Consider the following 11,527-nt stretch of genomic DNA (forward strand, 5'->3'; position numbering starts at 1 on the left):
CCGCGGCGACATCACTTCGCACATCGTGGCCGGGTGAAGGATTATGCAGCCCGCCGACACGGACGCGCCCTCCGCGCCGGACCTCGAGCAACTCGCCCGTGTCATGGGCGATGTCGTGCGGGACACCGGCGCATCGGTCGGGCTGGTCTACCTGCTGGAGCCGGACGAGCGCATGCTGCGTCTGGCGCTGGTGTCGGGGGCGTCCCAGCGGATAACCGCGCCGTGGTCACGTATCCCCTTGGACACGTCGATCCCGGTGGCCGACGCGATGCGCAGCAAGCAGCTGGTGTGGCTGGGCAGCCGGGAGGAGATCGCCCGCCGCTATCCGCGTCTGGGGATCGTGCTCCCGTACGACTTCATGCTCGGGGCCGCTCCCTTGGTCGGCGGGGACCGTGCATGGGGCGGGATCGTGCTGTTGTGGCCGATCTGGCACCCGCCGCGGCTCAGTGCCCACGAGCGGGACGCCGTCGACGGCTTCTGCCACCGCGCGGGGGACATCCTGCGGCACGCGGCCGACAGCGGTCACCGGCTGCTGCCCGAAGGCGAACCGCGGATCGTGGCGCCGCCACGTCCTCAGGAGACCGACCCGGCGCAGGCCGTGGCCGCTCACCGATTCGCCGAACGCCTGCCGGTCGGCTGCTGTGCGCTGGACCTGGAGGGCCGGATCACGTACATCAATCCGGCCGGCTCCGAGCTGGTCGGCGCCGGAGCGGCGTCTCTGATCGGCAAACGCCCATGGGAGATCCTGCTGTGGCTGCAGGACCCCGAGTTCGAAGAGCGCTACGGGGCGGCGGTCGTCTCCCGAAAGCCGACGTCCTTCGTTGCCGTCCGCGCGCCGGAAGCACCGTTGTCCTTCGAGCTGTACCCGGACGAGACCGGCCTCAGCGTGCACATCACGCCCGCCGCGGAGGACGGGACCGTACCCGCGGCACAGCACCCGACGCTTCCGGCCGAGGCCGTCAACGTCATGGCGTTGTACCAACTGACCCATCTGGCGGCCTCCTTGGCCGAGGCGGTGAGTGTGCAGGACGTGGTCGACCTCGCCGCCGACCAGATCGTTCCCGCGCTCGGCCCCCAGGGCCTGGTCCTCATGACGGTGGACGAGGGGCGGCTGCGGGTCGTCGGCCACCGCGGCTACAGCGACGAGTTCCTCGAACAGGTCGACGGCACGCCCCTGACCTCTGACGTCGCCGGCGTGCACGTGGTGACGACGGGTGCGGCCGAGTTCTTCCCGAGCCTCGACGACTTCCGGCTCGCCCATCCCCACGCTCCTCGCTACAAGGAGAGGAGCGCGTGGGCATTCCTGCCGCTGACCGCCTCGGGCCGCCCGGTGGGGTCCCTCGCCCTCTCCTACGACCGGCCGCGCCCCTTCCCTCCGGCGGAACGAGCCCTGCTGACCTCGCTGTCCGGGCTGATCGCCCAGGCCCTGGACCGCGCCCGGCTCTACGACGCCAAGCACACCCTCGCCCACACCCTGCAGACAGGGCTGCTGCCCCACCGCTTGCCTCCCGTCTCCGGCCTGGACGTCGCCGCCCGCTACCGGCCCGCCGGCCATGGCATGGACATCGGCGGCGACTTCTACGACCTGATCCGCTGTACGGCGACCACGGCGGTCGCCGCGATCGGCGACGTCCAGGGGCACAACACCATCGCCGCGACCCTCATGGGCCAGGTCCGCACCGCCGTCCACGCCCATGCCACCGCAGGCACGTCACCCGGCGACATCCTCACCCGGACCAACCGCCTGCTGACCGATCTGGACCCCGGCCTGTTCACCAGCTGCCTCATCGCCAAGCTCGACCTCGCCCACCACCGGGCGCACCTCGCCACCGCCGGGCACCCGCCGCCGCTGCTACGCCACCCCGACCGGCGGACCGAAATCCTCGACGTTCCCCCGGGGCTGCTCCTCGGTATCGACGAGAGCGCCGAATACCCCACGACGGAGATCGCTCTCCCGCCGGGCGCCGTTCTGGCCCTGTACACCGACGGACTGGTGGAGGTCCCCGGCGTCGACATCACCGACACCACGGAAGGTCTCGCCCGGCGCCTCGCGGAATGCGAGGACCACGACGTGGACGCCATCACCGACTGCCTCGTCCACCACGCCGACGGCTCCACCACCGGCACCGACGACATCGCTCTGATCGTGGTCCGGCCGCAGCCCTGACCAGTCGCGCTCCTGATCAGTCGACGTACGACTCGAGCGTGCCGCGACGCCGGATGTCGAGCGTGGCGCAGTGGAACGAACCGCCGAACGGCGCGTAATGGAGCAGGTTGCCGGGGATCGGCTCGAACCCCCATTTCTCGAGTGCGCGCAGCATCCCGGTGTGGTGCCGCTCCGCGATCACCCTCTTCTCGTCGATCATGAGAATGTTCATGCTCAGCCACTTGCCGCACATCGAGGTGATCTTGAGCAGGTGCTCGCCGATCGGGTCGGGCTCGGGCGCGATCAGGATGTCCCACGAACTCAGGACGTCGGGCAGCCGGTCGATGTCGATGTATTCGGGATTGACGAGTACCTTGCCGGGCGAGAGCGGCAGGAAGGTCGTGTCGATGTGCATGGGCGTGCGGCAGCGGCTCTCGATCTCATGAATGCGATAGGTGGGCCCGAGATGGCGCCGCAGCCATTCGATGCCGGTCCGGTTGGTCACGTTGCTGCGGGTGACGAACAGGTCGCGTCCCGCGCGCACGAAATCCGCGGCGTCGAACACCGGCTCGAACTCGGTGAGGATGTAGCGCATGGACTCACCGGGCCCAGGAGTGCGGAAATCCGCCTCGAACAACGCGTCGGTGAGCTGCGGCCTCGGTGCCGCCGTCCACCGCGCTCCGCGCCGGAAGTAGTCCTTGAGGATCGCGCGGTAGGAATGCGTCTCGAAATACCGGCACGGCCAGGCCATCGGGGTCTCGATGATCTCGTCGCCGATCACGAGCAAGCTGTCCCGGGGGCAGGTGTTGCAGAATCCCCGCGACGACCAGTCAGGTGTACTGAAGCGTTGCCTGTGGTCGACCGCGTCGGGGCGCCTGACTGTGACGCCGAGGGTTTCGAGGAGGGCGACGAACTGGTCGAGTTCGTGCTGCGCCGGCTCGATCAGTCTGCGCGGATACCTGAAGCCGGCGGCCAGCCCCTGCAACCGTGCCCCCCATGGGGGGATGTTGCACGCCACGACCGGATGGTCGGAGGGAATCGTCGCGCCGTCCAGACGCCCGACGATGATCTCCTCCAGCGGATCCCACTCGTTGTGCGAATTGACCGGCGACACGAGTGGACCCGCCGTCTCGGCGACCGGTTCCGACGGCGCCGGCATCAGGGGTGCTCCACAGTCCGCATTCGGTCATGGTTCCCGGCCGATACCTTCCGAATGCCGGGCCTCCGCAACACCGTCATGCTCAACCGCTCCTCACCGCAGATTCGGTGACCACCCGCACTCTTCACGTTACCTTGAGGCCCATAGGGGCTCTGTCGTCCGGCGTCAGGCGTCAGGCGTCAGGCGTCAGGCGTCAGGCGTCCGGCGTCAGGCGTCCGGCGAGTGAACCCGCAGCCTGCTTCATGCCGAAGAGGGGCGGAGCAGGCTGCCGCATTCCCGCGAGGAGAACCGGCGGGTCGCGACAGCCGAGGAGCGGTCGTCAAAGACGCGACAGCCGTGGCCCTATGCCGGCGCGGGCAGCCGGTCGAGGCGGTCGCGGTGGGCGGGCGGCAGTCGGAGACCTTCGGCGGCGAGGTTCTCTTCAAGGTGGTCGATCCGCGTGGTGCCCGGGATCGGCAGCACGACGGGCGAGTGCCCGAGGAGCCACGCGAGCACGACCTGCGTGGGCGTGGCGTCGAGCTCGGCCGCCACGGCGGCGATCTCGGCCGTCGCTCCCGACTTTCCCCAGGCGACCGGCCGCCACGGCAGAAAGGCGATCCCGGCCGCCTCGCACGCCGCCAGCACGGGTTCGTGCTCACGGTCGAGCAGGCTGTAGCGGTTCTGCACGCTCGCGATGTCGACGATCCCTCTCGCCTGCTCGAGCTGGGCGACGGTGACCTCGGACAGTCCGATCCGGCCGATCTTGCCCTCGGTCCGCAGGTCCCGCAGCGTGCCGACCTGGTCGGTGAGCGGCGTCTCCGGGTCGATACGGTGCAGTTGGAGCAGCTCGATCCGCTCGACGCGCAGTCGGCGCAGTGCCTCGTCGACCTGGTCGCGTAGAACGCCCGGCCGCCCGTCGAGCCGCCACTCGTCCGAGGGACCCGATCGCGCGACGCCGACCTTGGTGGTGATGACCAGCCCGTCCGGGTAGGGGTGCAGGGCTTCGGCGAGGAGCTCCTCGTTGGCTCCACCGCCGTACAGGTACGCGGTGTCGATCAGCGTGACGCCCAGTTCGACGGCCCGCCGGGCGACGGCGACGGACGATGCCCTTGCAGGACCGGGCTCCGTCGGCAGGTGCATGGCCCCGAAACCCAGCCGCCGTACGGTCAGATCGCCCCCGATACGGAACGCGTTCGATGTCATCGGCTGCCTTCGCCCCCTTGTTCCGGAGACAACGCTAGCAGCGCAGTCGGCCACGGGCGGCCGTACAGGTGCCGGTCGGTGATCCTGAACAGGGCACCGGACGCGCGCAGTTGCGTTGCCAGGGTCGGGCCGGCCGTTCCCGCGTCCAGGATCAGCCCGTCGAGCGGCAGCTGCGTCATGCCTGCCATGTCGTCCGTCGGCCCGCTTCGTCCGAGCAGCGGCAGTGGCCGGCCGTCGGCGTCGGGCCGCGGGGACTTCGCGCGGGTACGCCCCTCGGTCCGGCCGCCTGTCCGCGCCCGACCGTGGAGCGGCAGGCCGCGCCCTCAGCGCAGCAGCTGGGCGATCCGGTGGGCCGCGTCGCGGGCGGGGCGGCCCACTCCGATCAGGGTGGCGGAGGCGGGGCCGGTCCAGTCGCCGTAGCCGAGGAGGTGCAGGCGCGGCTCGTCCACGGCACGGGTGCCTTCGGTCGGAACGTGGCCGTGCGGCCCGCGCAGCCCCAGGGGGGCGAGGTGGGAGAGGGCCGGACGGAAGCCGGTGCACCAGATGACGGCGTCCGCTTCGGTCCGGGTGCCGTCCGCCCACTCGGCGCCGCCGGGCGTGAGCCGGGTGAACGGGGGCCGGGCGTCGAGCAGTCCGGCGTCGCGGGCGGCGCGGACCGGCGGGACGGCGACGATGTCGCCGAGAGAGGCGACGCCGCCGCTGTCGGCGCGGCCTTCGTCGAGGGCACGGCGCCGTGCGGTGGCGACGTCGAAGAGGACACGGCCGTCGATGTCGTCGGCGAGGTAGCGCGGCGGACGCCGGGTCGCCCAGGTGAGACGCACGCCGGCCAGGGCGAGGTCGGCAGCGATCTGGGCGCCGGAATTGCCGCCGCCGACGACGATCACACGCTGCCCGGCGAAGTCGGCCGGGCGGCGGTAGTCGGTGGTGTGCAGTTGCCGGCCGGCGAAGTCGCCGCCGCCCGGGACGGCGGGCAGGAACGGGCGTGACCAGGTCCCCGTGGCGCTGACGACCGCTCGGGCCGACCAGTCCCCTTCCTCGGTCTCCACGCGGAGCCGGTCACCGTCCCGACGCACCGCCCGGACCTGGACGCCATGCCGGACGGGCAGCTCGTACCGCTTCTCGTAGTCCGCGAGGTACTCGAGCACATGGCCGGCGTCCGGGTACGTCGCCCCCGGCTGCGGCGGCATCAGGCGGCCCGGCAGCGACGAGTACGCGGCAGGGGAGAACAGGCGCAGCGAGTCCCAGGTGTGCTGCCAGGCGCCGCCCGGCACCGCCCCGCCGTCGAGGACGACGAAGTCGATGCCGAGGCGGCGCAGGTGGTAGCCGGCGGCGAGCCCTGCCTGGCCGCCGCCGACCACCACCACGTCGGCGCGCTGCGTCATGAGACCGGCTGCGAGGTGGTGAACCTCTTGTGCCAGGCCAGGGAGGCGTGGACCAGGGCGACGAGGACGGGGACCTCGATGAGCGGGCCGACGACACCGGAGGGTGCCTGGCCGGAGGTGACGCCGAAGGTGGCGATGGCGACGATCGCGAGCTCGAAGTCGTTTCCCCCGGCGGTGAAGGCCAACGTCGCGGTGTCGCGGCCGAGCCCGAGGCCGAGGCCCATGGCGATGAGGATCCGGACGGCGAGGAAACGGTCGAGTGTCGACGGTCTCGCGACGACCGACCGGCTTTCGTCGGTCGCGGGTCCCCCGGCGCGGGTGACCGCGGGTCCGTCTGTGCCAGGCGTCGGGGATACGTCGGTGCCGGGCGTCGCGGGTCCTGCGGTGCGGGTCGACGCTGGTCCGTCGGTGCGGGTCACGGACAGGCCCTCTTGTCGCCGGTGGCGGTGCGGGCGGATTCGGCCAGGTCGGCGAACTGATTGGCGAGCTGGGCGATGACATCCGGACGGAGCTTGTAGTACGTGAAACGGCCGCACGGTTCGGTCTCCACGACCCCGGCCTCACGCAGCACCTTCAGGTGGTTGGAGAGGTTCGTCTGGCGGGCGCCGGTCTCGTCCACAAGATGGGTGGTGCACAGGGTCTCGCGGGCGAGCAAGGTCACGATCCTGAGCCTGAGCGGGTCGGCCAGCACCCGTAGGAGATCAGTGTCGACTGACGTCATCATGGACTGATACTGTCACATCACCTCCAGCTGATACCAGTCCGGGCTGATCTGGCCCGGCGCGCGCCGCCTCGCCCCGTGGCGGATCCACGACGACCGCGACGGCAACCGCGCCGGTGAAGACACCGCACCACCGGTCCGGCGGCCCGTCCGCCCGGACCTGCCCCTCGCACCACTGCCTCACTCCGTGAAGGAAGAGCCCATGCCCGCCGCCCCGCTCGCCTCCGTGCTGTTCGTCTGCGTTCACAACGCGGGCCGCTCCCAGATGGCCGCCGGCTTCCTCCACCACCTCGCGGGCGACCGGATCGAGGTGCGCTCGGCCGGCTCCATCCCCGCCGACCAGGTCAACCCGGCCGCCGTCGAAGCCATGAACGAGGTCGGCGTCGACATCGCCGGCCAGAAGCCCAAGGTGCTGACGACGGAGGCCGTGCAGGCGTCCGACTACGTCATCACCATGGGCTGCGGCGACGCCTGCCCCATCTTCCCCGGCAAGAAGTACCTCGACTGGGCCCTGGAGGACCCGGCGGGCAAGGGCGTGGAGTCGGTCCGCCCCATCCGCGACGAGATCAGGACCCGCATCGAGGCCCTCGTCGCCGAGATCGACGCTCGCGAGGCGTGAACCCTGCACCGCCCAGCGACTCCACGGCGCCGGGTGCCACTGCCCCGCCCACCTCGTGAACGGCGCATCCCGCGATGCCGAGGTCGGTGCGGGCGCACGGGATATGCCGCCGAACGCTCAGGCGGGTGCGACCTGGGTGACGCGCCACAGGCGCCGGGGCAGTTCCCCCTCTTCGAAGGGCTGGACCTCCTCGAGCTCCCAGCCCTCGGCCAGCGCGTCGACGAGGCTGCGCGGGAAGAAGTGCACAGCGAAGCCGCCGTGTTCGTAGATGTCGTCCCCCTGGGCGGTGCCTTTCCCGTAGTGCGCGTCGCCCGTGTGGCGGACGGTGTAGAGGAAGACGCCGCCGGGCCGCAGCACGCGGCGGACCTCGGCGACGACGGCGTGGATCTCATCGGTCGACAGAGCCATGCACAGCAGCATGTGCGCGAAGACCGCGTCCACCGAGCCGTCGCCGAGCGGCAGCGGTCGGCGCACGTCATGGACCGTGGTGCTCACCAGGTCGGCCAGGCCCGCCCGGTCCGCGGCGGCGCGCAGCTGATCGATACCGGTATCGCTGAAGTCGGTGGCCCGGACCGCGAGGCCGCCCCGGGCGAAATAGAGGGTGTCCCGGCCGTGGCCGGCGCCCAGCTCCAGCACCTGACGGGCCCCTGCGGCACGGAAGCGGTCGAGCGCGTGGACAGCGGCGGCCGAGGGCCGGCCCCCGTACATGGCGGGATGGGCCGCTTACGTCTCCTGCCAGTGCATACGCTGGTCATCGGCCTGCGCGGGGCCCTGCTCGTGCATCAGATCTCTGAGCATGCGCTCGACGGGACGACCGGCGCGTCCCCGCCCGCCACGGCGCCCCTGTCGGGGCAGCACCGGGGCACGCGTCCCGAGGCGGAACCGGGGACTTCAGGGTCCGGCACGAACAGGCTCAGCCGGTAGGTCGTCGGATGCACCAGTCGTCCGCAGAGCGTATCGATCCGGGCCGTAGCCCAGTCGATCCCCACGTCCGCGGAACGCAGACGGCGCAGGTGAGCACGGAACTCCGAGGCGTCCTGGGTCTCGAACACCATGTCCCAGCGGCCGGCGCCAGGAGCGGTGACTCGTCGAGTCGCGTCCTGCTGTCGGCGTTTCCTCTTCCGTTGCCCTGGCACGGGCCCAGCATCGCCCGCCGGGCGCCACCCCGGCAAGGCATTTGCCCGGGGCCCGCGGGGGCCGCGTGCCCGGACCGGCGTGCAGGATCCTGATCCGCACCAGGCACCGCTGTTGGAGCTGGTGCGCCGTCAGGACTGCTCGCCACGCGCGGTACGCCCTTGGCGAAGATCGCCGGAGCGCTGTTCACGAGTACGCACTGGCGGCGCTGCCGTAGCGGTTCGGCCCGCGGTGTTCGGTGACCGCCGGTGCCTCCTCGCAGCCGTCACCCCGTACGTCGAGCGCGGCGTGCCGGCAAACGGCCTTCGTCCGAGGGAGCGGCCCATACCGCGAGCGAGTGTGTCCGCGGGTGTTTGGCTACGGCGAGACCCGCGGCGGAAAGGATCGTCTCCAGCGCGTCCTCTATCGCCGGGTAGGCGGCGAGCAGCAGTTTGTCGGCGGAGCGCCGTGTCGGGTGATGTTCGGAGTCCTCGAAAAGCCGGTTCGTGACATGCCAGCTGATCACCACATGGTCGGCGGGCGCGGAGAGCGTACTCCCCTGCTCGAGGAAGACCCCGCCGTCGCCGGTGTCCACCGCCAGAGGAAGGCCGGCCAGACGCACCACGTGGCAGATCCGCTCCACCAGCTGCGTGGGCAGCAGGTGCTCCTCGGGCGTCGGAGTGCGCTCTGTGTCGTGTCCGCTCGGTCTGTCCGCGACTTCTGTCATGCCGTCCAGACTGCCCGGACCCTGCGCGCAGAAAGCTTCCGCTGTCTCCCTGTGGGGAGCACAGGCAGCAGATTGCGGACAACTGCGCGCCCCGGCGCACGCGCCCGCGTGCGTGAGCCGGCGCAGGGCCCAGGGGGGTGTCGTAAGGGCGGGCTCGTGCCCGTGGAGTGATCTGCCGCACACGCTGTCACAGCGATCGGCCGCCCGGTGTCTTGATTACCGGTGTGGATGCACACTCGAAGGCCGTCGGCGACCAGGCCCGGCCGCGAAGGAAAGGGCCCAGAGATGAGCGACCACCCCGCCGACCCGGCGACCGACACGTTCCTCGCCCACCGCAACCTGCTCTTCACCGTCGCCTACGAGATGCTCGGATCGGCAGCCGACGCCGAGGACGTCCTCCAGGAAACCTGGCTGCGATGGGTCAAGGTCGACCTGGAACAGGTCCGCGACCAGCGCGCCTACCTGGTCCGGATCACGACCCGCCAGGCATTGAACCGGCTGCGCACCATGAAACGCCGCAAGGAGGCCTACGTCGGTCCCTGGCTCCCCGAACCCCTGCTCACCGCACCGGACGTGGCCGAGAACGTCGAACTCGCCGAGAGCGTGTCGATGGCGATGATGCTCGTCCTCGAAACCCTGTCGCCGACGGAACGCGCCGTCTTCGTGCTGCGCGAGGCCTTCGACGTGGGCTACGACGAGATCGCGGCCGCCGTCGACAAGAGCCCCGCGGCCGTCCGTCAGATCGCCCACCGCGCCCGCCGGCACGTCGACGCCCGCCGCCCCCGCCAGGCGGTCACCCCCGGCCAGACCCGGGCCGCACTGGAGTCCTTCCGGCGCGCCCTCGAAACCGGCGACCCGCAAGAACTCCTGGACGTCCTCGCCCCCGACATCGTCCTCATGAGTGATGGGGGCGGCATCAAGCAGGCCGCGCCGCGACCGATCATCGGCGCCGACAAGGTGGCCCGCTTCATGATCGGTGGTCTCGGCAAGAACAGGCTCCCGCTCGCCGTCTCTCCCACCATGGTCAACGGCAGCCCCGCACTCCTCGTCCATGTGGACGGCGAGATCGACGGCGTCATGGCGATCAGCCTCGAGAACGCCCGGATCACCGGCCTCTACTACGTCCGCAACCCCGAGAAGCTGAACCGTGTCGAAGCCGAGACCCAGCTCACCCTGCGGTGAACACCGGCGGCGGAGCCGTGCCGTGGTAGCGGGCCCGGCCCGGGCAGCGCCGGACCAGGACGGGGCGGCCCGTGCCGTCGGTACCTGTCCCCGGAGCGGAGGCGGCAGCGCCGCCTCCGCTCCGGGGACCCGCGCCGTCAGTTCTTGCCGAGCAGCTCGTTCATGCGCGTCATCTCGGCGCTCTGAGAGGTGACGATGTCGCCGGCCATGTCCTTGGCCGGCTGGTAGGAGCCGTCGGCCTGTTCGGTCTTCGCCATGTCGACGGCACCTTCGTGGTGCTTGATCATCATCTCGAGGAAGGCGGTGTCGAAGGCCTCCCCGGACGCCTTCTCCAGCTCCGTCATCTCCTCGGGCGTCATCATCCCGGACATGGAGTGACCGGCGTGCTCGCCGCCCTCGCCCTCCTCGGGGACGTCCTCGCCCCACGAGGCGAGCCACCCGGAGAGCGTCTTGATCTCCGGGTCCTGTGCCTTTTTGATCTCGGCGGCCAGCGCCTCGACGTCCGCGGAACCCGCGCGGGTCGCCGCCAGGTCGGCCATCTCCACCGCCTGCCGGTGGTGCGGGATCATGCCCTGCGCGAAGGCCACGTCGGCGGCGGTGCGCTCACCCCCCTGGGCGGAGGCCGACGCCGAGGCGCTGGGCGCCGAGGGCGCGTGGCCGCCGTGGCCGGAGGAGCTGTCGTCTCCCCCACCGCAAGCGGCGAGCAGGACGGCGGCGGTCGCCGAGGCAGCGACAGCGGCGGCACGGCGGATCGTGGAACGGTCTGCGGACATAGTGGTGCTACTCCTGTGATGTGCGTTCGATCGGGCATGGCTCGCACGACGGCGCCGGCCCAGAAAGGCCGGGCGCGCCGGGGGTGCCCTATATGCGCAGGAGTTGCAGTTGACTCAGTGACGGCGGGGCGCGCACGCCCGGGGCCGCCTCGAAGGCGGATGCCGGAGGGTCCGCGTCCGGCGGCATGCAGACCGCGGAGAGGACAGGGGCGGGAAGCGCGGGGGCCGCGCTCGTACCGCTCGCGGCGCACGTCTGGTCGGCGTGCGAGACATGTCCGCCCCCATCGTCGTGGGGGTCCCCGTGTACGCAGTCGCAAGGGGCCGAGTCGTCGTGCGCCTCGGCGGGCGCAGCCGGAGCGGCGGTGGCCGACACCGTGCCGGTGTCGGCGAAGGCGGTACCGGGCGCCAGTCCATGCATGGCCACGACGCCCACGAGGAGGGCCAGCACCAGCATCACGTAGACGCGCGCCCTGAAGGGGCGGGCCTCGCGGCGGGTGTGCTGACTCATGCCCGCATCCTAACC

At 71.2% G+C, this 11,527-nt stretch carries 12 protein-coding genes and 1 pseudogene; 3 read left to right on the forward strand and 10 right to left on the reverse strand.

Going from position 1 to position 11,527, the window contains the following annotated elements:
* The first annotated feature begins 43 nt into the window (after positions 1–43).
* The gene (locus MDN94_RS26380; RefSeq protein WP_482728395.1) at positions 44–2,167 is read left to right on the forward strand and encodes a SpoIIE family protein phosphatase; all 2,124 of its coding nucleotides are present in this window, start codon (positions 44–46) and stop codon (positions 2,165–2,167) included.
* Between the two features lie 16 nt (positions 2,168–2,183).
* On the opposite strand, the gene MDN94_RS26385 is transcribed toward MDN94_RS26380, so the two are convergent.
* From MDN94_RS26385 to MDN94_RS26410, 6 genes and pseudogenes are all read right to left on the reverse strand, one after another.
* Complete coding sequence (locus MDN94_RS26385; RefSeq protein WP_482728396.1) at positions 2,184–3,305, reverse strand: amidinotransferase; 1,122 nt, start codon at positions 3,303–3,305, stop codon at positions 2,184–2,186.
* A gap of 342 nt (positions 3,306–3,647) precedes the next feature.
* Complete coding sequence (locus MDN94_RS26390; protein WP_482728397.1) at positions 3,648–4,487, reverse strand: aldo/keto reductase; 840 nt, start codon at positions 4,485–4,487, stop codon at positions 3,648–3,650.
* Positions 4,484–4,666 carry a hypothetical protein gene (locus MDN94_RS26395; protein WP_482728398.1) on the reverse strand — a complete coding sequence of 61 codons (183 nt, stop codon included), beginning with the start codon at positions 4,664–4,666 and terminating at the stop codon, positions 4,484–4,486. The genes MDN94_RS26390 and MDN94_RS26395 overlap by 4 nt, the downstream gene beginning before the upstream one ends.
* 144 nt (positions 4,667–4,810) lie before the next feature.
* Positions 4,811–5,869 carry an ArsO family NAD(P)H-dependent flavin-containing monooxygenase gene (locus tag MDN94_RS26400; protein WP_482728399.1) on the reverse strand — a complete coding sequence of 353 codons (1,059 nt, stop codon included), beginning with the start codon at positions 5,867–5,869 and terminating at the stop codon, positions 4,811–4,813.
* A pseudogene (locus MDN94_RS26405) lies at positions 5,866–6,090 on the reverse strand (arsenic resistance protein); the annotation flags it as partial. The pseudogene MDN94_RS26405 and the gene MDN94_RS26400, both read right to left, overlap by 4 nt.
* Positions 6,091–6,284: 194 nt before the next feature.
* A complete protein-coding gene (locus tag MDN94_RS26410; RefSeq protein WP_482728400.1) occupies positions 6,285–6,593 on the reverse strand; it encodes an ArsR/SmtB family transcription factor in 309 nt (102 codons plus the stop codon).
* A gap of 199 nt (positions 6,594–6,792) precedes the next feature.
* On the opposite strand from MDN94_RS26410, the gene MDN94_RS26415 reads away from it, so the two are divergent.
* Positions 6,793–7,209 carry an arsenate reductase ArsC gene (locus MDN94_RS26415; RefSeq protein ID WP_482728401.1) on the forward strand — a complete coding sequence of 139 codons (417 nt, stop codon included), beginning with the start codon at positions 6,793–6,795 and terminating at the stop codon, positions 7,207–7,209.
* Between the two features lie 117 nt (positions 7,210–7,326).
* Here the strand turns inward: MDN94_RS26415 and MDN94_RS26420 are convergent, their stop codons facing one another.
* Positions 7,327–7,917, reverse strand: coding sequence for a class I SAM-dependent methyltransferase (locus MDN94_RS26420; protein ID WP_482728402.1), 591 nt, complete (start codon positions 7,915–7,917; stop codon positions 7,327–7,329).
* Between the two features lie 691 nt (positions 7,918–8,608).
* Positions 8,609–9,049, reverse strand: a complete 441-nt coding sequence (locus tag MDN94_RS26425; RefSeq protein ID WP_482728403.1) for a hypothetical protein — start codon at positions 9,047–9,049, stop codon at positions 8,609–8,611.
* 285 nt (positions 9,050–9,334) lie between these two features.
* Between MDN94_RS26425 and MDN94_RS26430 the strand changes: the two genes are divergently transcribed.
* A complete protein-coding gene (locus MDN94_RS26430; RefSeq protein WP_482728404.1) occupies positions 9,335–10,231 on the forward strand; it encodes an RNA polymerase sigma-70 factor in 897 nt (298 codons plus the stop codon).
* Positions 10,232–10,368: 137 nt separating this feature from the next.
* Here the strand turns inward: MDN94_RS26430 and MDN94_RS26435 are convergent, their stop codons facing one another.
* Positions 10,369–11,004 (reverse strand): DUF305 domain-containing protein, encoded by a 636-nt coding sequence (locus MDN94_RS26435; protein ID WP_482728405.1) that lies wholly within the window; start codon positions 11,002–11,004, stop codon positions 10,369–10,371.
* Between the two features lie 88 nt (positions 11,005–11,092).
* Entirely contained in the window at positions 11,093–11,512 is a 420-nt protein-coding gene (locus MDN94_RS26440) for a DUF6153 family protein (RefSeq protein WP_482728406.1), read from the reverse strand.
* Positions 11,513–11,527: the final 15 nt, after the last annotated feature.

The organism is Streptomyces sp. WAC00040 (assembly GCF_056835925.1).

What these genes read in the sequence shown, in the direction of transcription:
- MDN94_RS26385 (WP_482728396.1), bottom strand. Translation starts at nt 3,305, where the DNA reads ATGCCGGCGCCGTCGGAACCGGTCGCCGAGACGGCGGGTCCACTCGTG.
- MDN94_RS26410 (WP_482728400.1), bottom strand. Translation starts at nt 6,593, where the DNA reads ATGATGACGTCAGTCGACACTGATCTCCTACGGGTGCTGGCCGACCCG.
- MDN94_RS26380 (WP_482728395.1), top strand. Translation starts at nt 44, where the DNA reads ATGCAGCCCGCCGACACGGACGCGCCCTCCGCGCCGGACCTCGAGCAA.
- MDN94_RS26425 (WP_482728403.1), bottom strand. Translation starts at nt 9,049, where the DNA reads ATGACAGAAGTCGCGGACAGACCGAGCGGACACGACACAGAGCGCACT.
- MDN94_RS26395 (WP_482728398.1), bottom strand. Translation starts at nt 4,666, where the DNA reads ATGACGCAGCTGCCGCTCGACGGGCTGATCCTGGACGCGGGAACGGCC.
- MDN94_RS26415 (WP_482728401.1), top strand. Translation starts at nt 6,793, where the DNA reads ATGCCCGCCGCCCCGCTCGCCTCCGTGCTGTTCGTCTGCGTTCACAAC.
- MDN94_RS26420 (WP_482728402.1), bottom strand. Translation starts at nt 7,917, where the DNA reads ATGTACGGGGGCCGGCCCTCGGCCGCCGCTGTCCACGCGCTCGACCGC.
- MDN94_RS26390 (WP_482728397.1), bottom strand. Translation starts at nt 4,487, where the DNA reads ATGACATCGAACGCGTTCCGTATCGGGGGCGATCTGACCGTACGGCGG.
- MDN94_RS26400 (WP_482728399.1), bottom strand. Translation starts at nt 5,869, where the DNA reads ATGACGCAGCGCGCCGACGTGGTGGTGGTCGGCGGCGGCCAGGCAGGG.
- MDN94_RS26435 (WP_482728405.1), bottom strand. Translation starts at nt 11,004, where the DNA reads ATGTCCGCAGACCGTTCCACGATCCGCCGTGCCGCCGCTGTCGCTGCC.
- MDN94_RS26430 (WP_482728404.1), top strand. Translation starts at nt 9,335, where the DNA reads ATGAGCGACCACCCCGCCGACCCGGCGACCGACACGTTCCTCGCCCAC.
- MDN94_RS26440 (WP_482728406.1), bottom strand. Translation starts at nt 11,512, where the DNA reads ATGAGTCAGCACACCCGCCGCGAGGCCCGCCCCTTCAGGGCGCGCGTC.